Origin of the sequence: Usitatibacter rugosus, from assembly GCF_013003965.1 — a bacterium.
Lineage (GTDB): Bacteria > Pseudomonadota > Gammaproteobacteria > Burkholderiales > Usitatibacteraceae > Usitatibacter > Usitatibacter rugosus.
Window position 1 is genome coordinate 4,278,397 of the sequence record NZ_CP053069.1, and the last position, 23,593, is coordinate 4,301,989.

At 64.5% G+C, this 23,593-nt stretch carries 21 protein-coding genes; 11 read left to right on the forward strand and 10 right to left on the reverse strand.

From position 1 onward, the window contains the following. Positions 1–48 precede the first annotated feature (48 nt). The 7 genes from DSM104443_RS20365 (at position 49) to DSM104443_RS20395 (ending at position 8,167) form a co-directional block, all read left to right on the forward strand. Positions 49–1,266, forward strand: coding sequence for a S41 family peptidase (locus tag DSM104443_RS20365; RefSeq protein ID WP_171095610.1), 1,218 nt, complete (start codon positions 49–51; stop codon positions 1,264–1,266). Further along, positions 1,263–2,060 carry a substrate-binding domain-containing protein gene (locus DSM104443_RS20370; protein ID WP_171095611.1) on the forward strand — a complete coding sequence of 266 codons (798 nt, stop codon included), beginning with the start codon at positions 1,263–1,265 and terminating at the stop codon, positions 2,058–2,060. The genes DSM104443_RS20365 and DSM104443_RS20370 overlap by 4 nt, the downstream gene beginning before the upstream one ends. A 176-nt stretch (positions 2,061–2,236) precedes the next feature. Then, a complete protein-coding gene (locus DSM104443_RS20375) occupies positions 2,237–3,949 on the forward strand; it encodes an SIR2 family protein (protein WP_171095613.1) in 1,713 nt (570 codons plus the stop codon). A gap of 14 nt (positions 3,950–3,963) precedes the next feature. Continuing rightward, entirely contained in the window at positions 3,964–4,518 is a 555-nt protein-coding gene (locus tag DSM104443_RS20380; RefSeq protein ID WP_171095615.1) for a hypothetical protein, read from the forward strand. Next, complete coding sequence (locus tag DSM104443_RS20385; RefSeq protein ID WP_171095617.1) at positions 4,515–6,950, forward strand: AAA family ATPase; 2,436 nt, start codon at positions 4,515–4,517, stop codon at positions 6,948–6,950. The genes DSM104443_RS20380 and DSM104443_RS20385 overlap by 4 nt, the downstream gene beginning before the upstream one ends. 366 nt (positions 6,951–7,316) lie before the next feature. Next, positions 7,317–7,715: a hypothetical protein gene (locus DSM104443_RS20390; protein WP_171095618.1), complete on the forward strand. Its 399-nt coding sequence runs from the start codon at positions 7,317–7,319 to the stop codon at positions 7,713–7,715. 86 nt (positions 7,716–7,801) lie between these two features. Beyond that, on the forward strand, positions 7,802–8,167 hold the full coding sequence (locus tag DSM104443_RS20395; RefSeq protein WP_171095621.1) for a Crp/Fnr family transcriptional regulator: 366 nt from the start codon (positions 7,802–7,804) through the stop codon (positions 8,165–8,167). Between the two features lie 174 nt (positions 8,168–8,341). Here DSM104443_RS20395 and groL read toward each other — a convergent pair whose 3' ends face one another. Together groL and groES are read right to left on the reverse strand one after the other, a co-directional pair. Next, positions 8,342–9,988, reverse strand: coding sequence for a chaperonin GroEL (groL, locus tag DSM104443_RS20400; protein WP_171095622.1), 1,647 nt, complete (start codon positions 9,986–9,988; stop codon positions 8,342–8,344). Between the two features lie 39 nt (positions 9,989–10,027). Further along, positions 10,028–10,315 (reverse strand): co-chaperone GroES, encoded by a 288-nt coding sequence (groES, locus tag DSM104443_RS20405; RefSeq protein WP_171095624.1) that lies wholly within the window; start codon positions 10,313–10,315, stop codon positions 10,028–10,030. A gap of 230 nt (positions 10,316–10,545) precedes the next feature. Between groES and DSM104443_RS20410 the strand changes: the two genes are divergently transcribed. Beyond that, a complete protein-coding gene (locus DSM104443_RS20410; protein WP_171095626.1) occupies positions 10,546–11,346 on the forward strand; it encodes a DUF3014 domain-containing protein in 801 nt (266 codons plus the stop codon). A gap of 202 nt (positions 11,347–11,548) precedes the next feature. Here the strand turns inward: DSM104443_RS20410 and DSM104443_RS20415 are convergent, their stop codons facing one another. The 8 genes from DSM104443_RS20415 to DSM104443_RS20450 form a co-directional block, all read right to left on the reverse strand. Further along, on the reverse strand, positions 11,549–13,438 hold the full coding sequence (locus tag DSM104443_RS20415) for a hybrid sensor histidine kinase/response regulator (RefSeq protein WP_171095628.1): 1,890 nt from the start codon (positions 13,436–13,438) through the stop codon (positions 11,549–11,551). Further along, the gene (locus DSM104443_RS20420) at positions 13,435–15,534 is read right to left on the reverse strand and encodes an ATP-binding protein (RefSeq protein ID WP_171095630.1); all 2,100 of its coding nucleotides are present in this window, start codon (positions 15,532–15,534) and stop codon (positions 13,435–13,437) included. Before DSM104443_RS20420 ends, DSM104443_RS20415 begins: the two co-directional genes overlap by 4 nt. A 3-nt stretch (positions 15,535–15,537) precedes the next feature. Then, positions 15,538–16,539: an ATP-binding protein gene (locus DSM104443_RS20425; protein ID WP_171095632.1), complete on the reverse strand. Its 1,002-nt coding sequence runs from the start codon at positions 16,537–16,539 to the stop codon at positions 15,538–15,540. Further along, complete coding sequence (locus DSM104443_RS20430) at positions 16,539–16,958, reverse strand: anti-sigma regulatory factor (protein ID WP_171095634.1); 420 nt, start codon at positions 16,956–16,958, stop codon at positions 16,539–16,541. The genes DSM104443_RS20425 and DSM104443_RS20430 overlap by 1 nt, the downstream gene beginning before the upstream one ends. Before the next feature lie 23 nt (positions 16,959–16,981). After that, positions 16,982–17,338 (reverse strand): STAS domain-containing protein, encoded by a 357-nt coding sequence (locus DSM104443_RS20435; RefSeq protein ID WP_171095635.1) that lies wholly within the window; start codon positions 17,336–17,338, stop codon positions 16,982–16,984. Between the two features lie 4 nt (positions 17,339–17,342). Then, on the reverse strand, positions 17,343–18,233 hold the full coding sequence (locus DSM104443_RS20440; RefSeq protein WP_171095637.1) for an STAS domain-containing protein: 891 nt from the start codon (positions 18,231–18,233) through the stop codon (positions 17,343–17,345). 83 nt (positions 18,234–18,316) lie between these two features. Continuing rightward, complete coding sequence (cls, locus tag DSM104443_RS20445; RefSeq protein ID WP_212756822.1) at positions 18,317–19,801, reverse strand: cardiolipin synthase; 1,485 nt, start codon at positions 19,799–19,801, stop codon at positions 18,317–18,319. Next, entirely contained in the window at positions 19,714–20,355 is a 642-nt protein-coding gene (locus tag DSM104443_RS20450) for a diguanylate cyclase (protein WP_171095639.1), read from the reverse strand. The genes cls and DSM104443_RS20450 overlap by 88 nt, the downstream gene beginning before the upstream one ends. 192 nt (positions 20,356–20,547) lie before the next feature. Here DSM104443_RS20450 and DSM104443_RS20455 point away from each other — a divergent pair, with 192 nt between their 5' ends. Genes DSM104443_RS20455 through dacB form a run of 3 tightly spaced genes read left to right on the forward strand, consistent with a single transcriptional unit; the run spans position 20,548 to position 23,551 of the window. Further along, positions 20,548–20,868, forward strand: coding sequence for a hypothetical protein (locus DSM104443_RS20455; RefSeq protein ID WP_171095641.1), 321 nt, complete (start codon positions 20,548–20,550; stop codon positions 20,866–20,868). Next, a complete protein-coding gene (locus DSM104443_RS20460; protein WP_171095643.1) occupies positions 20,865–22,151 on the forward strand; it encodes an adenosylmethionine--8-amino-7-oxononanoate transaminase in 1,287 nt (428 codons plus the stop codon). The genes DSM104443_RS20455 and DSM104443_RS20460 overlap by 4 nt, the downstream gene beginning before the upstream one ends. Further along, the gene (dacB, locus tag DSM104443_RS20465) at positions 22,148–23,551 is read left to right on the forward strand and encodes a D-alanyl-D-alanine carboxypeptidase/D-alanyl-D-alanine endopeptidase (RefSeq protein WP_171095645.1); all 1,404 of its coding nucleotides are present in this window, start codon (positions 22,148–22,150) and stop codon (positions 23,549–23,551) included. Before DSM104443_RS20460 ends, dacB begins: the two co-directional genes overlap by 4 nt. The last annotated feature ends 42 nt before the right edge of the window (positions 23,552–23,593 follow it).

A 23,593-nucleotide genomic window follows, 5' to 3' on the forward strand; every position in this document is an offset into this window, starting at 1 on the left:
CCCAGCGCGGGCATTATCATGGCCATCCCAAACAGAGGGCTGGCCTCCATGACCCGGACGATCCTTGTCGCCATCGCTTTGCTGCCGGGCTTCGCCGAGGCCGCAGCCGATCCACCGCCGACGGACATGACGCGCATCTTCAACGAGTCGGTCGCGCGAATCCGTACGGACTACGTCGATGTCCCCAGCGATCAGAAGCTCATCGGCGGATGCGTCAGCGGCATGGTTGCAGCGCTCGACCGGTATTCCTCCTATATCGACAAGGAGAAGTACGACAACCTGCTCAACCCGAAACAGACAGGCGTCATCGGGATCGAGGTGCGGGACCGGGACGGGTTGATCGAGGTGCTGACGCCGTTCGAGGGGTCGGCTGCCGCACGCGGTGGAATTCTCGCCGGCGACGTCATCGTTCGCATCGACGCGAAACCCGTGACTGGTTTACCCCTCGACGAGATCATCCGCCTTCTCCGGGGTGACAAGGGCTCGCGGATCAAGATCGCGATCGTGCGCGAGGGCGAGGCGAAGGCCAGGGAGTTCGACCTGGAACGCGAGGCCTATTCCCCTCCCATCGCCGACGGCCGCCTGCTGGCCGGCAACATTGCCTACGTGCGCCTCGCCCGGTTCAGCCCGGATGCGATGACGCTGCTGGCCGACCAGTTGAAGAAGCTCGACAAGGAGGCCGGATCCAACGTTCGGGGCCTGGTCCTCGACCTCCGGGGTAACACGGGTGGCCTGCTTCCCGTGAGCATCGGGATCGCCGCCGCGTTCCTGCCCACCGATGCCCCCATCGCCGAGCTGCGGGGTCGGTCCAAGGATGTGCCGATGAGCCTTACCGCGAAGAAATCGAACTACGTTCGCGGCGCATTTGCCCCGAACCCGTATGAGGGTGTGAGCGAGCAGGTCCGGCAATCGGTCCCCCTCGTGGTGCTCGTCAACGGCTATACGTCCAGCGGCGCGGAGATCGTCGCGGGTGCCTTGCAGGACAACAAGCGCGCCATCGTCGTGGGTTCGAACACCGCGGGCATCGGGACGATCCAGACGCTCCTTCCCCTGGGCGGGAACGATGGAGTCCTCAAGCTCACGACGGCGCGCTATCTCACGCCCAAGCTCCGATCGTTCGACGGCAAGGGCCTCGTACCGGACATCGTGGTCGAAGGAGCGGATCGTCGTACGGGTGAACGCGACGCCGTGCTGGAACGCGCGCTGCAACAGCTCCCGCCTTTGAAGGCGGCGCAAACTGACTTATTTCCGAGGAGAGAACAATGAAAGCAGGATCGCTGGCTCGATGGGTTTCCACCCTCGCACTCGCCGCGCTGCTGGCCGCGCAGGGCGCGTCCGCCGCAGAGGTTCGCGTGATGATCTCGGCCGGGTTCTACGGCGCGTATTCGGAACTCGCCCCCGCGTTCGAGAAGGCGAGCGGCCACAAGCTCGTCACGACGCGCGGCCCGTCGATGGGTGATTCGCCCGAAGCCATTCCCGCGCGCATCGGCCGCGGTGAAGGCGTCGATGTCGTCATCATGGACGGCAAGGCGATCGACGATCTGGCGAAGAAGGGACAAGTGCAAGGCGATACCAAGGTTGCCTTCGCGCGCTCGCAGATTGGGATGGTGGTGAAAGCCGGCGCGGCGAAGCCGGACATCTCGACCGTGGATGCCTTCAAGAAGACTCTGCTTTCGGCCAAGTCCATCGCCTACTCGGACAGCAGCAGCGGCACTTACCTTTCCACCGTGCTGTTCCAGCAGCTCGGCGTGTGGGAGCAGATCCAGTCGAAGAGCCGCAAGGTGCGTGGGCCGCCCTCGGGGGAACCCGTCGCCGCGGTCGTTGCGCGCGGGGAGGCGGAGATCGGCTTCCAGCAGGTGAGCGAGCTGATGCACGTGCCGGGCATCGATTTGGTCGGCCCGATTCCCTCGGAGCTGCAATCGCGTGTCGCCTTCTCGGGCGTGCTCGCCAACTCGGTCGAGAACGCGGATGCGAGCCGCGCGCTGATCAAGTTCCTCTCGTCGCCGGAAGCGGCGGCGGCGATTACGAAGGCCGGGCTGGCACCCATGTCCGGACAGTAGCGACATGAGCGACCTCGACTTCCGGCACGACACCGATCGCACGCGATACGAAGAGGCGCCTGTCGCGTAGATGGACCTCGTCGGCGCCAATTCCTACCTCAGTGTGTAGGGTTTCGACCGAGCCGAAGAGGCAATCTGAGCGGGCGTTCTTGGGTCTCTCCGAAGATCTTATAAACATGACTTTCACCGCCGCCACAATAACTGTTCGGCAGACGTTAGAACTGCTGGACGGCCCTTTTCTGCCAGTTGCGAAAGGAGTGGCTGAAGACCGCTATGCGCTCTGGCTCGGATCCGGCATCTCGTTTGGACGCGTTCCTGGATTGCAGACAATCATCGGCAAGGTAATTGAATATTTGCGATCTCATATCGACCCAGCCGATACAGCATGTCCGTTCAGAAGCGCCCTCGATCGCGCACTAAACCTCGCCTCGCCAACAGCACCGGAACGGGCTCGCTTTGATATCTCTGTTCCGTTCTCGGCCTGGCCAGACACGGACGCGATAGTCAGGCGACTGTCCACAAACTACGCGCGGTTTCTAGATACTCTTGTCGATGGAAAGGACGAAGACTTCCTACTTTGGGAGGCAGCAGATGTTCGCTCGACGTATGCGAATCCGTCCCTAGAGCCGGACGTCGAGCACCTTTGTGTTGCCATTCTGATTCTCGAGGGCGTCGCCTCGACCGTGGCAAGTGCGAACTGGGATGGTCTCTTGGAGAGGGCTTTGACCAAGCTATATCCCTCCACAAACGTGCTGGTTGTATGCGTGAAGTTCACCGACTTGCGCACACCGGCTCTCCGAAGCACCCTATACAAATTTCACGGATGTGCGGTCAAAGCAACAGCGAATGAGGGCGAGTACAGGCGATTTCTCGTCGCTCGTCAGTCACAGATTAATGGATGGCTCAGTCTCCCCGATAACTTGGGAGTGGTGGATGCTCTCGGCTCACTCATTGGATCGAAGCCAACGCTGATGATGGGTCTGTCGGCGCAGGATGCAAACATTCAGTCTCTCTTTGCAAACTCAGAGGCGAGGACGGCATGGCCCTGGCCAGGAGATCGGCCCAGCTTCGTGTTTTCAGAAGATCAGGTCGGCACCGATCAGATTGGGCTGCTTCAGAACGTCTATCGAGCTACGTTCAACGCCACCAATCGACAAGCAATTGTTGAAGGATCGTTGCTGAGAGCGTACGCAAGACAGCTGCTACCCGCCGTCGTCCTCCACGCACTTACGTCGAAAGTCATCGCACTGATCGACTTATTACCCGGCCTCATCGACCCCGCGGGCAGGGGAATGCTTAAGGAAGGGGCCATCACCCTTCGAAATGCCGCCGCATCTGGCGCCGACGGTCTTGACCGGCTCGCGTATGTGAACGCCCTGATCAACTATGTTTCCTATTTTCTCGCGCTATTTAGAAATGGGACGGGCGTCGGCGTTGACGCGTACGAACCGGCTCTTCCCGTCCCGATTCAGTCTCTTGCGGCCTATCCAGGGCTCAATGCATCTGGATTTCGCGAATGTTCGATTGCGATTGGACTATTGGGTTTGGGTGTTCTAAAGGGCTGGTGGTCTTTGGCTCTCTCGAAAACTACGGACATCGCTGCGGGCGTCTTGACCATCTCGAATGGGCGACGTACATGCAGAGTGCTCCTTACGGCAAATAGTCACTCCGCACTCACGCTAGTTAGGAGTGGTCACGTCGAAGACGCACCAGATGTGGTGGTAATACAAGCAGGCGAGCTTGCCTCTTCCTATGCGCGAACCCCGCGAACGCCACCAGGACGGACGGGGAAAGCCGGTGCACAGGACGTCAGTATCGCCAGCATATTCTCTGCTGCGAGCAGCATCGATGAGCTAGCCCAGAGGTTCCGCATGCAGGTGTCGATGTGAATGCGCCTCGCTCGATGGGCGAGATTGCCGAGGCTCTGGCCCCAGCGGGGTTCAAGGCATTAGCTACGCCAATCAACATCTCAGGGTTAGAGTTTCCGTTCGCCGCTGTCTTTATTGGAACAAGGGTATCGAGCGAAGTTGTTGTGATCGCGGACACAGCTTTCGAGCAAGGAGCCAGTATCTTGAGAAACGTCGAGGGACTGGCGCGCGCCTTAGACGTTTCCCAATCGAAACGCCCAATTACGCTGCTGCTGGTCGGGCCAAGACCAATGGATAGAGTGGTTGAGGCCATGGCTAGGCTCTGCCGCGTGCTGTTTGTCGCGAGTCTTGAACCAGACGAGATTCAACGGTCTCTCGCCGTGCTTCTCCCGCTTAACGTGCCCGCATCGTCAGGGAAGCTTGCCGACTCGCTCAAGGAAGTGCGAAACGTCGCTGAAGGTCTTGGAGCTCCCTTCTCTGACCTAGTCATGAGGGCTCCGCAAGGGGCCAGCGCGGTGAGCGAGGGGTTGCACAAGCTTATCGATTCGAGCCTCGATGAGCCGAGAGACAGCGGAATGGCTTCGACATGAGTTCAGCTCGACTCAAGTCATTGTCCATAACGAACTTTCGGAGCATCCGAGGAACCATAAACGTCCCCCTCGATGCGCCAGTTGTGCTGATACACGGACAGAATGGAACGGGGAAAACTAGCCTTCTATCTGCACTCGAGTTGGCACTCACCGGGCGAGTTCAATCGTTTCAACGAATTGACGTCAACTACGCTGCACATCTAATACACAAAGAGGCACAAAGCGCTTCGGTCAAAGCTGCTTGCGAGAACTACGGCAACGACACCCAATGGGGTGTTGCGACGATCGACAGCGATGGGATCACTGCGACTCCCTTGCTATCGAGCGATGACTCCCACCACTACGGGGAGCGCTGCTTTCTAGCTCAGGCCACCTTGGGTCGATTGTTGGAACTATACGAGGGAGGCAGCGCGCGCCAGTCGGAAACGCCCTTAACAAGGTTCGTGAAGGACCTGCTTGGACTCGATCACCTCGACGCCCTGATCGACGGCCTTCATGACGCGGGAGACGTGCGCAGGCTCAAGGGTACGGTTCCCCGGTACTGGGAAGTGCGCGAGGACATTCCGGAGATTGGGAAACGGTCGGTCGCCAGTCAGAAGGAGTTGGCCGAGCTCAGGGTGCGAATGGCGGCTTTCAGAACGTCCCTAGATCCGATCCTTGTGGGGATGGCCATTTCAGTTCCGGCCGAGATGCCGCTTGAGGAACTTGCTCGCCTTCTAGGTTCGGCCAACGAAGATGCGCCTCTCCAGGAGCTTGCCGGCCTTCAGCGGGAAGTATCTTCGGCGCGCGAGCAGTGGAACGTCCTAGTTCCAACCGACTCGCAAGCGGAGATCGTCGCGCTGGAAGTCGAGGCGAAGCGCACTGAAGCGCGCTTCAGGGAGTGGGAACTGGGTCCAGGTCGCGAAGTCGAGGCCTTGAAGACTAAGGTTCGGTCGGTTCTGCCCTCGATAGAGCATTCTGACCTCATAAGCACTCCATGGCACCTCTCATGGGCCAGTGTGGTTAGGAGGGAAATGGAGGAGCGCGCGTCGGCCCTATCGCAGTCGAAAGGTCTTGATGAACGCATTGCGCAATTGGCCCAAGAGATTGCGCAGGCGAAGGCCCGCGACCAAGCGCTTGAGGGGCAACTAAATCAGCTTGCCATCAGCAGCGGGCCGTTGGCTCAGTCCTTGAGTGAGATTCTTACTCACATTCAATCCGATGAGTGCCCGGTATGCATGCGTGATTTCAAGGAGAAATCGGATCTGCCGCTCCATGCCTTCGTGGCGAATCGCGTTGCAGCTCTCTCAGAGAACGCCAGCCGAATTCAGGAGATTTCGCGAGCGCGCGCACTCTCCCGCTCAGCGTCGTCCGCTCTTGACCGCGAGCTCGCTGCACTCTCGTCCCGACAGCTCAATCAGAGCGCCACGGACACGCTGAAGTCGGTGCAAGCCACGTTCGCCGAATTGCTCTCGGCCTTGGCGGGGATAGGCACCATAGCAGCTGAAGGAACAGCTATCGGTGAGGCGGCACTGGTAGCCGCAAGGCGCCTTTCCGAGCGACGCCACCGCGACCAGATGGCCACTGCAATTCGTAGCGTGGTGGATCGAGTCGGGGCCCTATTAGGACTTCAGGAGCTGGGGGCGTCGGAGACCATTGATGCGGCCTTGGGGAGATTTGACGCCGTGATTTCTGCACGGAAGCAGCGTCTTCTACGTTCCCAGCAAGATCGGCGAGAGGCGTCGAGATTGGTAAGTAATTTGACCGATCTGCGTGATCGGGCAGGTCGGCTTGAGTTGGAAGTCGCACAGTTTGAGCAACGGCTGACTCGATTGATTGCCTCGAAGCACAATGCAGATGCTGCGGTTGAAAGTGCAAAGGCTCTCGCCCGAGGGGCACGTGAGACTAAGGCGAACATCGTGCGTCGCGTTTTTAATGAATCTCTAAACACGCTGTGGAAGGACTTGTTCGTGCGACTGGCACCAGAAGAACCCTTTGTGCCCAGTTTTGCAGTACCCCCGGACGCATCGGGTTCCGTTGAGGCCATCCTCGAGACGCGTTATCGAAACGGAGGCATCGGCGGCAATCCGAGAGAGATGTTGAGCGCCGGCAACCTCAATACGGCGGCACTTACTCTCTTTCTCGCTCTACATCTCTCAGTCGATGCCCATCTCCCGTGGTTGGTCATTGACGATCCCGTTCAAAGCATGGATGAGGTACACATCGCGCAGTTCGCGGCTCTGCTGAGAACTCTATCGAAGCAGCACGGCCGCCAAGTCGTCATCGCTGTTCATGAAAAGCCCTTGTTTGATTACTTGAGCCTGGAGTTGAGTCCCGCATTTCAGAACGATCGCTTGATCACTATCGAGCTTGCCCGGAATGCGAGCGGGGAGACGGTCTTAAAATATGAGCCAATTGTGTGGCACAGGGATTCTTGGCTCACCGCAGCATGAAAAGGCTCCGCCGAAAGGGGGGCTTATTGTGACGCTAGAGGCTGGGTCCCCGACTAAACCCTCGTGGGTGACATCTCCCGGATCGCAATAGCGACTTTCGACGATGTCACACATCCACGTCACCCATGCCGCCCATTCACTGGACATGCAGCCAACCTTGTCCTCCTTCGGCAGTTCGGCAGCCATCACATCGGTCGTGAGCATCAGGCCGGCAGCGGACGCATTTTCGAAAAGCAAAGCGCGTGACTTTAGTGGGCGGGAAGCAGCAGCGGCCATCGCGAAGGCGGCGTGGACACTGATGTAGCGTGTCCGGTTTGCGGGACGGATTGCGTTTGTATGGTTACCCCACCTGTGGAGTAACCAGCCATGTGCCCTCATCCCGCCCTCCTGCTGCTGCCGCTCCTCCTCGGCGCCTGCGCCGCGACGCCATTCACGGCGCCTAACGCCTCGGGCAAGGGGGCCGGCGACGTGACCCGCCTCGTCGCCGCCTCCGAGACGAAGCTCTTCGCCTGCAACATCCTCGAGGTGCGGGGCGTGCGCGGCTCCACCGGCGTCGAGCTGGGCGCCACCCGGTCGGAAGTGACGCTGCTGCCCGGCCACTACGACGTGACGCTCTTCTGTTCCAACGGGCAGCACTCCATAAAGCCTCGGGTGCAGGTCAACGCGCTGGGAGGCAAGGGCTACCGGCTCGCCGGATACCTGGTCGACGATTCGATCACGATCTTCCACATGAAGATGGCGGTGAGGGTGGCAGAGCTGCCCTGACGGGCCGTCTTGACGGCGGTCATGCAGGCGCGCTCCCTTTCGGAGATACTGCCGTCATAACGGCGAACAAGAAAGGGAGAGCCCGCATGAGCGTCATCCTCAGCATGTTCGAAGCCACGCAGGGAACGCGTCACGAAGCAGGCACCACCATCTTCTCGCGAGGTGATGCGGGCAACATCATGTACGTGATCCTGGAAGGCCAGGTGGACCTGAGGATCACCGACGGCATCCTCGAGACCCTGGGGCCCGGCGAACCCTTCGGGGAGATGTCCCTCATCGACAGCGAGCCGCGCGTGGCGAGTGCCGTCACCCGCACGCCCTGCAGGCTGATGTCGATCACCGAGCGCCAGTTCCTGGACCTGATCCACGACACGCCCTACTTCGGGCTCGAGGTCATGAAGGTGATGGCGAAGCGGCTGCGACGGATGAACGCGAACGCGGGCTCTGCGTAGCCCCCTTATTTTAGTTTTTGTCGAAAATCTAAAATAGCGACGTTCCTTGTTTTAGGTCGAGGCCGCCGCGCCGTACAAAGAAAAAGCCCCGCCGAAGCGGGGCTTTTTGTTGGACTCGCTGGATCCCCGATTGAACCCTCGGGGATGACGTCCCTGTGAAGGGACGACGGCGAATTACATGTCCATGTCGCCCATGCCACCCATGCCGCCGCCCATGCCGCCGGGGCCGCCGCCTTTGTCTTCCTTCGGCAGCTCGGCAACCATCGCGTCGGTCGTGAGCATCAGGCCGGCAACGGAGGCTGCGTTCTGGAGAGCGAAGCGCGTGACTTTGGTGGGATCGAGAACGCCCATCTTCACCATGTCGCCGTACTCGCCCGTCTGGGCGTTGTAGCCGAAGTTGCCCTTGCCTTCGGCAACTTTCGCCACCACAACCGACGGCTCGTCGCCGGCGTTGCGGGCGATTTCGCGAAGCGGCTGCTCGATGGCGCGCAGGATGATCTTGATGCCGGCATCCTGCTCGGGGTTGTCGCCCTTCACCTTGGAGATGGCTTCGCGCGTACGCAGCAGCGCAACGCCGCCGCCCGCCACGATGCCTTCTTCAACGGCGGCACGCGTGGCGTGCAGCGCGTCTTCGACGCGGGCCTTCTTCTCTTTCATCTCGACTTCGGTCGCCGCGCCGACTTTGATGACCGCAACGCCGCCGGCCAGCTTGGCCACGCGCTCCTGCAGCTTCTCTTTGTCGTAGTCGCTGGTGGCTTCCTCGATCTGGGCGCGGATCTGCTCCACGCGCGACTTGATGCCTTCCGGCTTGCCGGCACCGTCGATGATCGTGGTGTTTTCCTTGCCCACTTCGATGCGCTTGGCTTTGCCCAGGTCCTTCAGCGTCGTGTTCTCGAGCTTCAGGCCCAGCTCTTCGGCGATGACCGTGCCGCCCGTGAGGATGGCGATGTCTTCGAGCATGGCTTTGCGACGATCGCCGAAGCCCGGGGCTTTGACAGCCGTCGTCTTCAGGATGCCGCGCAGGTTGTTCACGACCAGGGTCGCGAGGGCTTCGCCATCGACGTCTTCCGCGATGATCAGCAGGGGACGGCCGGCTTTCGCAACTTGCTCGAGTACCGGCAGCAGGTCACGGATGTTGGAGATCTTCTTGTCGTGCAGGAGCACGAGCGGATCTTCCAGCAGGGCGACTTGCTTCTCGGGGTTGTTGATGAAGTACGGGGAGATGTAGCCGCGGTCGAACTGCATGCCTTCGACGACTTCCAGCTCGTCTTCCAGGCCCTTGCCGTCTTCCACGGTGATGACGCCTTCCTTGCCGACTTTATCCATCGCCTCGGCGATACGGTCGCCGATCGAGGCATCGGAGTTCGCCGAGATCATGCCGACCTGGGCGATTTCCTTGTTGTCCTTGCAGGGAACGCTGTTCTTCTTGAGCTGCTCGACGGAGGCGGCAACGGCTTTGTCGATGCCACGCTTGATGTCCATCGGGTTCATGCCGGCGGCGACGTACTTCATGCCTTCGGCGATGATGGCCTGCGCGAGCACGGTCGCGGTGGTGGTGCCGTCACCGGCGACGTCGGAAGTCTTCGAAGCGACTTCCTTCACCATCTGCGCGCCCATGTTCTCGAACTTGTCCTTCAGCTCGATTTCCTTCGCGACCGACACGCCGTCCTTGGTGACGGTGGGGGCGCCGAAGGAGCGCTCGAGAACGACGTTGCGGCCTTTCGGGCCCAGGGTCACTTTGACCGCGTCGGCCAGCACGTTCACGCCGACGATCATGCGGTTGCGTGCGGCTTCCTTGAATTTGACGTCTTTGGCTGCCATGGGTAATTCCTTTCGAGTGCGTGGATTCGGTGGGCCGTGTTAGTTCACGACGGCCATGATGTCTTCCTCGCGCATCACGAGCAGATCGTCACCGTCGACCTTGACGGTGGTGCCCGAGTATTTGCCGAAGAGGACCTTGTCGCCGACTTTGACGTCGACGGCGGTGATCTTGCCGTCGTCGTTCTTCTTGCCGGGACCGACGGCCAGCACTTCGCCCTGGTCGGGCTTCTCGGCGGCGGTGTCGGGGATGACGATGCCGGAAGCGGTCTTCCGCTCTTCTTCCAGGCGCTTGACGATCACTCGGTCGTGCAACGGACGCAATTTCATGAGTTATCTCCTCAGCTAGGTCTCGACTTGCGATGGGGGAGGCCGCTGAAAGCAGCCTCGAAGGTAATCAGGGGGGCTTAGCACTCACCCGATACGAGTGCTAATAATAGGCCTGAACCATGAAGGTTTCAAGGTCGCCGGCCGAATTACATGGCCCCTTCCGAGGTGAGTACCTGCTCACCCCCTCTGCGGCACCGGAACTTGTGCCGCCGGACGGCGATCCCTAAGGTATGAACCCCGCCCGCGCCGCCATCGCCGTCGCCGTCCTGCTGGCCGTGGCCGGAGTCGGCTACTTCTTCTTCTGGCCCTGGTACGCGCAGTCCCCAGCTCCCCAAGCTTCCGCCCCCGCCGCTTCCGCGCCGCCAGCGGCGCCGACCGGTCCGCGCTATCCCCTGCCCGCGGAGCCGGCGCGCGAGCTTCCACCCCTGAACGAGAGCGACGCCCGGCTCACCGAAGCGATCGCGAGCCTGATCGGGCTCGATGCGTTCGGCCGCGTGCTCAATCCGGAGAGCTTGGTGCGCAACCTCGTGGCCACCATCGACAACCTCCCGCGCGAGACAGTGGCGCAGCGCCTGAACCCGATGAAGCCGGTGCCGAGCGTCTCGGTCACGCAGGGCACGGGCGACACACTGGCCTTCGCGCCGGCCAACGACAGCCGCTATGCGATGCACGTGCGCCTGCTGGAGTCGGTGGATACCGCGAAGCTGGTGGCGGCCTATCGCCACTTCTATCCGCTCTTCCAGCAGGCATACGTGGACCTCGGCTATCCGAACCGCTACTTCAACGACCGGCTGGTGGAGGTGATCGACCACTTGCTGGAGACGCCGGATCCGAAAGGACCGATCCGCCTCGTGCAGCCGAAGGTGCTGCTGGAGTTCGCGGACCCGGCGCTCGAAGAGGCGTCCTTCGGGCAGAAGGCGATGCTGCGATTGGGATCGGGTAACCGGGCGCGCGTGAAGGCGAAGCTGCGCGAGATCCGCGCGGCCGTCACCGGACTACAGCCCGGCGAAACTCCGCCCACGCCGCGTTAACGGCCGTCCTACAAGGAAATCCACCCGCTTCCGGCTTACCCCGCGCGTGCCGCGGCCGATAGTCAGTCATCGACCGTACTTCGGGAGTGGCCATGAGAATCGAGATCGAACAAGGCACGCTGGAATACTGGTACCTGTGGTCCGCGATCGGGTTCTACTACCCGCGCATCGTCGCCAACACGCTGGGCGCGCACGCGTAGGTCTAGCCGATCACCTGGCTCAGCTGGGCGGGATCGAAGGGCTTCGTGAGGTGATCGTCGAAGCCCGACGCGAGGGCATGCTCGCGATGCTCCACCTGCCCGTAGCCCGTGAGCGCGAGGATGCGCGCGGATTTCGTCTCCGGCATCTCTCGCATCTTGCGCGCGAGCGAATAGCCATCCATCTCCGGCAACCCGATGTCGAGGAAGACCACGTCGGGCACGAACGCCTTGGCCTTCACCAGCGCCTCGCGCGCGCTGAACGCGGCTACGACCTGGTGGCCCGACTGCTCCAGCAGCACGGCCAATGCCTCGGCCGAATCGCGGCTGTCGTCCACCACGAGGATCTTGCGGGGCACGAACGCGGGACGCGCCGGCGCTGATCCGGGGCTCGCCTCGGCGGGCGTCTTCATCAGCGGAAGAAGCACCTCGAATCGGCTTCCCTGGCCCTGGCCCGCGCTACTCGCCTTCACGCTGCCGCCGTGCATCGCCACCAGCCGGCGCACGAGTGCCAGGCCCACGCCGAGGCCGCCGCGCGTGCGCTCGAGCGTACGGTCGCCCTGAGCGAAGAGCTCGAAGACGTGGGGCAGCAGGTCGCTCGCCATGCCGATGCCGGTGTCCTCGACGACGATCGCCACTTCATCGCCGCGGCGCTCGCCGCGCAGCGTGATGTGCCCCCCGGGCGGCGTGAATTTCGCCGCGTTGTTGAGGAGGTTGCCGATCACCTGGGTGAGCCGCACGGCGTCGGCGTGGATCCAGAGCGGCTCGTCCGCGAGGCTCACGGTCACCTGCAGCCCGTTCGCATCGATCGCCGGGCGCGCCATCTCGAGGGCGGCGTGCACCACCGCTTCCAGCCGCACGGGCGCGATCTGCAGCGCGATCTTGCCCTGCGTGATGCGCGAGACGTCGAGCAGGTCGTCCACCAGCCGCGCGAGGTGCGAGACCTGCCGGCCGATCATCTCGCGCGCCTTGGCGTGCATCTCGGTCCGCTCGGAAGGCGCGATGCGCAGGATCTCGACGGCGTTGCGGATCGGGCCCAGGGGATTCCTCAACTCGTGCGCCAGCATCGCGAGGAACTCGTCCTTGCGATGGTCCAGCGCGAGCAGCGCCGCCTCGGCGTTCTTGCGCTCGGTGATGTCCTGCGCGACGCCGGCCACGCGCCGCTCGGTTCCCGCGTTGCGCATCGGGAAACCGCGCACGGCGATCCAGCGCTCCGATTTGTCGGGCCGGCGAATGCGGTATTCCTCGTTGTACGTCCCCATGTCGACCAGCTGCCGTGTCGAAGCGAGCGCGCCTTTCCGGTCATCCGGATGGATCGCGTCCAGCCACACATCGATGTCGCCCATCACGTCGGTGACCGTACGGCCCCACATGGTTTCGAACGCGGGGCTCACGTAGTCGAACTTCATCTCGACCGGATCGAGGATCCAGAAGACGTCGCCGATGCTCTCCGACATCTCGCGGAAGCGCGACTCCGCCTGGTGCAGCCGCTTCTCCGCGCGGCGCATGCGAAGCAGGGCGCGGGCGTTGGCCACCAGCTCCTCGGGCTCCACGGGCTCCGCGAGATAGGCATCGGCGCCCGCCTCGAGGGCCAGCACCTTGTGATGCGCGTCCACGTGCGTGGCCGAGGTCTGCAGCACCGCGACGTCGGCGACATCGGGGTCGGCGCGAATGCGCAGCACTACATGGCGGCCGTTGAGATCGGGCAGGCGCACGTCCAGCACCATCAGCTCGGGCCGCCGCTCCTTCAGCAGGCGAATCGCTTCGTAGCCGGTGCCGGCCTCGATGACCTCGAAGCCGGCAAGCTGCAGGATCCGGCTCTTCGCATAGCGGCCGCCCTCGTTGTCATCGACCACGAGGACGAGGGCGCCGTCGCTGTCGTGGGCGATCGTCATGCGGCCATCGCCTTCTCGAGCGCTTCACGGGAGAGCTCGTTCTTCGAGATGATCGCCTTCACGCGCGGCGCGAGGCGGGCGCGGTCGGCGGCCGGCAGATCGCGCGCGGTGACGATCACCACGGGAATGTCGGCGGTCTTCGGATCGGCCTTCAGGCGATCGAGCACCTCTTCGCCCTGCAGGCCCGGCATGTTGAGGTCGAGGAAGATCCAGCGCGGCTTCCAGCGCTCTGCGAGCTCCACGCCGCGCAGGCCGTCGCTGGCCTCTTCCACGCGGGAGTCGGTGTTGAGGAGCTTCCGCAGGACGTAGCGCGCGGCCTCGTCGTCGTCGATGATCAGCACCGGCGAGTTGTCGCGCCGCGCCTGCAGCAGGCGCTCGAGGACGGCGGTCACTTCGCCGATCTCGTAGGGCGTCGACACATGCCAATCCGCGCCGGCTTCGATGGCGCGAGACCGGTCGGCCGCCGCGCTCGCGACGAGCACCGGGACCGGAACCGCGCCCGGGCCCTTCAGGTCACGAAGCCAACGAGATCCGGTATGCAGCTCAGCGCCTGATTCGCCCACGATCACCACGGCCGCAGGACGCACGCTCTGCATCACGTCCTGTGCCTCGGCGACCGAAGGCACGCAGAAGGGCTCGTAGCCCGTCGACTTCAGTGCGACCTCGAGGCTCGCCCGGAGGCGCGCATCGGGCTCCACCACGAGGATGAATCCCTGCGATCCGCCTTCCTTCGGGGCCGCGGGGCTCGTTCCGCCATGCGCGGAAGGCACGAGGATGGGCAAGGTCGCCGCGAACACCGACCCCTTGCCCAGCGTGCTGTCGACGCTCACCGACCCACCCAGCAGCGCGGCGAGCTTGCGGCAGAGCGGCAGGCCCAGGCCCGTGCCCTTGGTCTTGCCCTGCAAGGCACCGGGGATCTGCAGGAACTCCTCGAAGATCGCTTCCTTGTGCTCGGGGGCGATGCCGATGCCTGTGTCCGCGACGGAGAATTCCACCGTGCGGCCATCGGACGAAAGGTGTGCGCTCACGGTGACGCGGCCGTGCTCGGTGTACTTGAGCGCGTTGGAGATGAAGTTGCGGAGGATCTGCGCGACCTTGCCCTCGTCGGTGCGAAGCACGGGGATGTCGCCGGGGATCTCGAACACGAGGTCCACGGCCGGGGTGATCAGCGGGCGCATCATGCCGCGCAACGTGCTGAAGAGATCCGCCGCGGTGAATTCGGTGGGCCGCACGTCGATCTTGCCCGACTCGATCTTGGCGATGTCCAGCAGGTCGTTCACGAGATCGGTGAGGTCGTCGACGGCGCGCGCGATGAAGCGCACCTGCGTCTCCTGCTCCGACTCGAGCGGCCCATCGGCGTGCGAGATGAGCAGCTTGCAGAGTGCCCGCACCGAGGAGAGCGGCGTGCGGAACTCGTGGCTCATGTTGGAGAGGAAGCGCGTCTTGGATTCGTCGGCTTTCCGCAGGGAATCCGCCTTCTCGTCCAGCTCCGCGTAGAGCGCCATCACGCCGCGGTTGGTGTCTTCCAGCTCGCGGGCCATCTGCTGCACTTCCTCGCGGTGGCGGGCGAGGTCGGCGAGCGCCTGCATCAGCTCGCGGTTCTGCGCCTGCAGCTCCACGATCGTGTCGGGCGCGGTGAGGTGCGGCAGCTGCGTGGCGATACGCCCCAGGTCGCCGCGGCCCTGCTGCGCCGGGGGCAGGCGCTTGGTCAGGGTGACCGTCGTGCCGCTTCCCGCCTGCGTGTCGATTTGCATCGAGTCCATCAGGCGCCGCGCGCCCACGAGACCCAGGCCCATGCCCGTCTCCGACACGTAGCGCCCGGCGAGGATCTCCTCGAGGTTCGGGATTCCGCCCCCCGTGTCGATCACGCGCGCGACGAAGTGCTGCGCGCCGTCCACGTCCTCGATGCCGAATTCAACGCGACCGCCACTGGCGTAGCGGATGGCGTTGCGCGCGATCTCCGAGACGGATGTTGCAATGGCGATCTGGTCGGTGTGCGGGTAGGAAAGCGCCTCGGCAAGCTGGCGCGCGCGCTGGCGGGCGGCCACGAGATCCGAGGGTTGGCGAAGCGCGACGGTGAGGATGCGGATGGCCATGGATCAGCGCCCGGCGCGCAGGACGGCGACGGTGACATCGTCGCGGCCGCGCGTGAAATCCCGATAGAGCACGGCGGCGATCAGCGCCGGGTGGCGTTCGACGAGGCCGGGGTAGTCGTCGAGATTCCATTGCGTCTCGAGGCCGTCCGAATGCATGACGAGCAGCGCGCCCTCGGGCCAGGGGTACGGGGTCGCCCGGGAGCTGTGGATCTTGTGGCCCACGATGCCGTTGTGGGACATCATCTGCTTGCGCGGGCCCTCGCCGACGATGGAGCCGGAGATGTTGCCGGCACCCGCGTAGACGATCTCCCGCTTCGCGAAATCGCAGCGCGCCACCGCCATCGCGGCACCGCGCGTGGAGCGCAAGGCCGCATGGGCCGTGTCGAGGAGGCGCGTCGCGGAGTCGGCCGGATATTTCATCAGGACCTCGATCGCCGCCTCCGACGCATCATGAGCCTGCAAGCCATGGCCCAGCCCATCGGCCACGACGAGGGTCACGCCTTCGGGGTGCGATGCGATGCCCCACGAGTCGCCGCAGACTTCCTCGCCCTTCATCGGGATGCATACGGCACCGACGTTGCAGGACCCGGACTCTTCCTTCCGCGCGCCGGACCACATGGCCATGCGCACGATCGTGCCCTTGCGGTCGCGGCTGTAGGCGTCGAACTCGTCGGAAAGGCGGCGCATCGCGCCCAGGCCCGTGCCCTGCGTACCGGAGGAGGAGACCCCGTCGGCGCTGCTGTGCGCCCAATCACGGATGCCCGGACCGCTGTCCAGCGCGAGGACCTCGACACCCTTCAGTCCCTCGCTGGCGAGGCTGCGGATCAGCAGCGAGCCTTCGCCCGCGTGCTTGAGGATGTTGGTCGCGGCTTCCGTGAGCACGAGGTTGCCGCGGCCGGCGCGCGTCTCGTCGAAGCCGCCGTCGTGCATGAGGCTGCCGAGGGCCGTGCGCGCCTGCGCGACATGGCTCGGATCCGCGATCGGGAATTGGGCTTGCCAGCGCATCAGAACGGCTTCCAGCGCGTGATCGTCACGCGCGTGCCCTTGCCGGGCTCGGACTGGATGTCGAATTCGTCGGAAAGGCTGCGCGCGCCCGTGAGGCCGAGCCCCAGCCCGCCGCCCGACGTATAGCCCGGCGTGAGCGCGAGGCGCATGTCGGCGATTCCCGGTCCCTGGTCGGTGAAGACGAGGCGGACGCCGCGGCGCGTCCCGTTCTGCACCGTATCGACCAGCGCCTCGCCGCCCCCGCCGTACGTGATGGTGTTGCGGCCGAGCTCGCTGGCCGCGGTGATGACCTTGGTCTGGTCGACAAGGCTCAAGCCCACGCGCACGGCGTGCTCGCGCGTGAGCTGCCTCAGGCGCACGACATCCTCGCCGGTCTTGAGCGGAAGCTTGTCGCTTTGGACGGTGGTGACGTCGGCCATTGGCTCGGACGCCCTGGGACGCGTTACGAGGTCGCGTCTTGCAGGAGCGCCATTCCCTTCTCGACGTTGAGCGCCGTGCGCACGCCTTCGAGCACGAGGCCCAGCTCCACCAGCGTGATCGCGACCGCGGGCTGCATGCCCACGACGACGGTCTGCGCGTCGAGCACGCGCGACATCGCCGCGATGTTGCCGATCATGCGGCCGATGAACGAGTCCACGACGTCGAGCGACGAGATGTCGATCAGCACGCCGCGCGCGCGGTCGGACACGATGCGCGAGGTGAGGTCGTCCTGGAGCGTGAGGGCGAGCTGGTCGTGCATGTCCACCTGGATGCTCACCAGGAGGATGCGGCCCATCCGGAGGATCGGGATGCGCTCCATGGCGTCAGCTCGCTGCGCCGGCTCCTTCCGGATTCTTCACCGCGCCCTTTCCCTTGGTGATCGAGGCGCCGGTGCGCTGGAGTGCCACGCGGAATGCATCCGCGAGGCTGGCCTTGGTGGTGACGGCGGTGAGGTCCACGCCCAGGTGCACGATGGTCTGCGCGATCTGGGGGCGGATGCCGCTGATGATGCAGTCGGCGCCCATGAGGCGAGCGGCCGCGACGGTCTTCATCAAGTGCTGCGCCACGAGCGTATCCACCGTGGGCACGCCCGTGATGTCGATGATCGCGATCGAGGCACCCGACTCCACGATCTTCTGCAGCAGGCTCTCCATCACGACCTGCGTGCGGTTGCTGTCCAGCGTGCCGATGAGCGGGAGTGCCAGGATGTCGTCCCACAGCTCCACCACCGGCGTCGAGAGCTCGAGGAGCTCGCGCTGCTGGCGCATGATCACCTCCTCGCGGCTGCGCTGGTACGCCTCCGTCGAGGAGAGGCCGAGGCGATCGAGCAGCGTGGTGAGGTTCCAGGTCTCGGAGGCGAGCTCCGCGGGCTTCGCGGCCAGCTCCTTGCCCAGGCGGGCGAACAGCGGCTGCTTCAGCGAGAAGACGAACATGGCCGTCTCGCTCGGGGTGAACCCCTTCCGCGCGCGTGACGAAGCGATCTTGTCCAGCTCGCCGTGGACGCCCTTCCAGCCGGGAGACGAGAGATCGCCGTCGCCGACTTGCAGTCCGTCGACCAGGGAGCGGAGGAATGCGCTGGAGTCGGCCTTGAGGTCGGTGTCGCTGATCTTGTCGCGCGAGCGCGTGAGCGACTTCTGCTGCTCCGCCAGCCATTCGTCGAGAATGGCGGTCTCGTTGTTGCGGATCAATTCCGCAAGCATCGTCTTGCTCTTCATGGTTTCTCCCCGGGGGCGCCCGAGGGTTCACTATGTGGCGGCGTCCACCCCGGGGATGTAGGCGGGGGCCTACGTGCCTGGCTTTAGAGCCAGTATTGCCAGACGAGCGCGGAGGTTTCGAGCGCGCGGTCCTTGAGCGGTCGCTTGGCCCACGCTTCCTTCGTGATGCGCTCGGACTTCGAGACGTCGTCCTGGAAGGCCGCTTCCATCTGCTCGCCGAAGCCCTGGCCGAGGATCACGAGGTTCAGCTCGTTGTTGTGGATGAAGCTGCGCCAGTCGAGGTTGGCCGAGCCCACCGTGGACCACACGCCGTCCACCACCGCGGTCTTCGCGTGCAGCAGGCGGTCCTTGCGCTCGTAGATCTTCACGCCGGCTTCCAGCAGATCCTCGTACTTGGAGCGGCCGGCATGGAACACGGCCCAGAAGTCGCTGAAGCTCGGCACGACGATGCTCACGTCCACGCCTCGCTTCGCCGCATCCGTGAGCGCCTTCATCGTCTCGGGATCGGGGACGAAGTACGCCATGGTGAGGTGAACGCTCTTCTGCGACTGGGTGATCGCGGAGACGAACGTGGCGTAGATCGGGTTGACGGTGTCCTTCTCGTCCGACCAGCCGGCGAGCACGCGAACCGCTTCCTTGCCCATGGCCTTGGGCACGAGCTTCTGCTGCTTCGTGGGAGGCTGTTCCTTGGTGGCGGCTTTCGACCACGCCTCGAGGTAGGACTTCTGCAGCTCGACGACGATGGGGCCCTCTACTTTCACTTGCGTGTCGCGCCACGGGCGCTGGGCTTTCGCGTCGGCGCCGTCCTTGCTCTTCTTGCGCAGCGTGGACGAGCCGCCCGAGTAGACGCCGGAGATGTTGATGCCGCCGACGAAGCCGACCTGGCCGTCGACCACGATCAACTTGCGATGGTCCCGGTCGTTCAGCTCCCAGCCCTTCTGGGCCTTCAACGGGTTGACCGGGTTGAACTCCGCGACGGTAACGCCGCCGTCCTTCAGCTTCTGGAAGTATTCCTTCGGCGTGCTGACGGAGCCCACGCTGTCGTAGAGCACGCTCACCGGGACGCCGGCCTTTTGCTTGCGCAGCCACAGCTCGGAGAATTTCTGGCCGATCTCGTCGTCCTCGACGATGTACATCTCGACGTAGATATGGTCCTTCGCGGCTTCCATCGCCTCGAACATCGACTTGTACGTGGCGGGGCCGTTCTGCAGCAGCGTGGTCTTGTTCTCGATGGTGAGCGGGCTGTCGGCCACCGCCTCTTCGACGACGAGGTGGCGCATCAGCATGTCGGCATCCGGGCCGAGTGCCTTCACGCGCTCGACGATGGCGCGGGTGCGCTCGGGCGAAAGCTCGCCCTTGGAGGACTTGATCTTCATCGGCTCGGAAGACGCCTGCGCGTCCGAGATCACCTTCTGGGCCGTGGGCGGCGTGGCGCAGCCCGTCCCGCCCGAAAGCAGGACGAGCGTCGCGAACGCGGCCGTCAGCGTGCGATGCGCTCGCTCTTGCCGAGCTGGTAGACCACGCGGCGATTGCGGCCGGGGCGAATGGGTGCGCTCAAGTAGGGGCATGGGGGGTTCCTGTAACCGCCCTCTTGGAGTGTGCTGTCCTCGTTACGTTCAGTCCACAGGCCGCCGCGGACCGGATGGAAAATCCATTCGTAATATCCCGAGCGCGACGCGGCCTCGATCAGATCTTCCGAATCGGGGCACTCTGCGACGATCGGCGGCTGCCCCTCGATCAGCACCGGCGGGGTGCCGAACGCCCCGAGGCAGCGCATGGATTCCTGCTCGGTGGCGCCGGGACGCACGAAGGGAAGGGCCTCCGTACGCTCGAGGCGCCAGGCCCCGAGCTCCCACGCGGTGTTCAGCACCTCGTGGTCCAGCTCCTCGAAGTGGTCCCAGCGCTCGTTTACCTGGAGCGCGCTGCTGGGCACCGGCTGGTAGGCGACGACGTTGGCATCCGTCACATCCGCCAGGCGCGTCTCGACGAAGCCGTGCCAGTGGAGGGTGAGGACGAACGGCGTGTTGGCGTAAGGCACCGCCGCGACCGTGACCCCGACCAGCGGCAGGCGGTTGCAGACGAGTTGCGTTTCGATGCAATCCAGCAGGTGCATGGCCGTCATTCCTTTTCAGGTTGAACCGGACACCACTAACCGTAAGCAAACCTCGTGCACGGAATATCGCCTGCAAACGTAACGAGCGGTTGCTAGCACTCGCCTGACACGGTTGCCAGAGGACAGCGCATGTCCTTGTAGGAGTAACGGACGAGGCCGCGAAATGGTTGAACACTTCTTGGTAATCGTTAATATGGCGCCATGCCGCTGCTTGGATCGCAGGAGAAGGGGGAGCTCGAGGTACTCATCCTCGGGAAGCTGGAAAAGCACTATGAGAAGTACGGGCCGCTGTCGTTGCTGGAGCCCGGACTCCGCGTCATCGTGACTTCCGGCGGCGTCGAGCTTGCCACCCGACCCCAACAGGACGCGCTCGCGCAAGTCGAGACGCGATCCCTCTTTACTGCCCTTTGCTACCTCGCCGCCGACGGGACCCAGGCCATGCCGCACGAAAGCCTCGAACCGCTCGCCACGGAGGCGACCAGCTCGCTCGCCGCGCAGATCAACAAGCTGCTGGGGTCGTGAGCAACGAGCGCGCGGTCGCGCGCAGCCTCGCGGCGGTTTGGCATCCCTGTACCCAGATGAAGGCGCACGAGCGCTTCCCGCTCGTGCCGATCGCGCGCGCGAAGGGCGCCTGGCTCGAGGACTTCGAGGGCAAGCGCATCCTGGATGGGGTCAGCTCCTGGTGGGTGAACCTGCTCGGCCACGGCCACCCCGAGATCGAGGCGGCGATCCGCGACCAGCTCGGCAAGGTCTCCCACGTGATGCTGGCGGGCTTCACGCACGAGCCGGTGATCGAGCTCTCGGAGCGGCTCGCGCGCGTGGCGCCCGGGAAGCTGGGGCACGTCTTCTATGCCTCCGACGGCGCCAGTGCCACGGAGATCGCGCTCAAGATGGCCTTCCACTACTGGGCCAATCGCGGCAAGCGCGGCAAGAATCGCTTCGTTTCGCTCGACGGCGGCTATCACGGCGAGACGGTGGGCGCGCTCGCCGTCACCGACGTCGCGATCTTCCGCGATGCCTATGCGCCGTTGCTGCGCGAGAACCTGCGCGTGCCTTTTCCCGGCGAGGCGGGCGCGATCGACGCGCTGGAGCGCCTGCTGTCCGAGCGCCATGCCGAGATTGCGGCGCTGATCGTCGAGCCCATCGTGCAGGGTGCGGCGGGCATGCGGATGTATTCGCCGGAGTATCTCGTCCGCGCGCGGGAGCTCTGCACGCGCTACGAGGTGCTGCTGATCGCCGACGAGATCATGACGGGCTTCGGGCGCACCGGGACATTGTTCGCGTGGGAGCAGGCAAAGTGCGAAGGGCCGGACCTGATGTGCCTGTCGAAGGGCATCACCGGGGGATTCCTCCCGCTCTCGTGCGTGCTGTGCACCGACGAGGTGTACGCGGCGTTCTACGACGATGATGTCGCGCGCGGCTTCCTCCATTCGCATTCGTACACGGGCAACGCCCTCGCCTGCCGCGCCGCGTGCACGGTGCTGGATATCCTCGAGCGCGACGGCGTGATCGCCGGCAACCGCGCCAAGGCCGAGCGCTTCACGGCGAGCGCGGGCGAGCTCGCGTCGCATCCGTCCGTTCGCAACTTCCGGCAGCGCGGCATGATCTGGGCCTTCGAGGTCGATACGCAGGCGGCGGAGTTCGCGCGCCAGGCCTTCGAGCTCGCACTCTCCCGCGGCGTGCTGCTGCGGCCCATCGGGCGCACCGTCTACTTCATGCCGCCCTATGTGATCGGCGACCGCGAGTTCGCGCTGCTGGTGGATGCCGGCCTCGCCATCGCCGGTCGCTTCGGAACGCCGTCGTGAGGCGCTTCCTCGCAGCACTGATCCTCGCCGTGCCGCTGCTCGCCTCCGCGCGCGATCTCCCCACAACGGTGAAGGCGGAGCTTGCGAAGGCGGGCGTGCCGATCGATGCGGTCGGCGTCGTCGTGGAGCCGGTGGAAGGCGGCAGCGCGCTGGTGTCCGTGAACGCGGACAAGCCGCTCAACCCGGCTTCGGTGATGAAGCTCGTCACCACGTACGCGGGCCTCGATCTCCTCGGGCCCGCCTTCACGTTCAAGACACAGCTCATCGTCGCGGGCGAGATCCGCAACGGCGTGCTCCAGGGCGACCTCGTGATCCGCGGCGGCGGCGATCCGAAGCTCACCTACGATCGCATCTGGAAGATGGTCCACCAGCTTCGCTCCCGCGGCGTGCAAGAGATCCGCGGGGACGTGGTGCTCGACCGCACCTACTTCGCGCCCCTCGTCCACGACCCGGCCAAGTTCGATGGCGACACGCGCCGCGCCTACAACGTGGGGCCCGACGCGCTGCTCGCCAACTTCAAGGCGATCGACTTCCGCTTCGTGCCGACCGATGGAGGGATCCGCGTCTTCGGCGAACCGGACCTGCCCAACGTCACGATCGCGAGCCGCCTCACGCCAGTGAAGGAGGCGTGCGGTGCATGGCGGCGCAACATCCGCCACGAGATCGAGGAGACGGGGCTGCTCGCCACGGTCGTCTTCTCCGGCACCTATCCGCAGGACTGCGGCGAGAAAAGCTGGGCGCTCTCCGTCTTCGACGGCGACCGCTACTTCGAGAGCGCCTTCCGCTGGGCGTGGAGCGAAGCGGGCGGCAAGATCCTCGGCAAGGTGCGCGCCGGCACGCGGCCGGTGGAGGCAAAGCTCCTCTACACCGAGGAATCCGATCCGCTCGCCGAGCTGGTGCGCGACATCAACAAGTTCTCCAACAACGTGATGGCGCGGCAGCTCTTCCTCACGCTCTCCGCGGAGAAGCTCGGGGTCCCGGGCGAGGCGAAGGCGAGCAGCCTCGTGATCGCCGAGTGGCTGCGGCAGAAGGACATCCGCGCGCCGGAGCTGCAGATCGAGAATGGCGCGGGCCTCTCGCGCGCAGACCGGGCCAGTGCCGCCACGCTCGCGGCGCTGTTGAAGAGTGCCTGGGGCAGCCCGGTGATGCCCGAGCTCGTCTCGTCGCTGCCGGTGTTCGCGCTCGACGGCACGTTCAAGAACACGCGTAGCGCCGCGGCCGGCCAGGCGCACATCAAGGGCGGAACGCTGACCGGCGTGCAGGCGATCGCGGGCTTCGTGCGCGACGTGAAGGGCCGCCGGTGGATCGTCGTGATGATGGCCAACCACGACAACGCCAACCGGGCCCAGCCGGCCCTCGACGCCCTGGTCGAGTGGGTCCATCGGGGCGGCGGACGATAGGGCAGGAAATGGGGTGTTGCGGCAAGGAGCCGCCCCCGACGC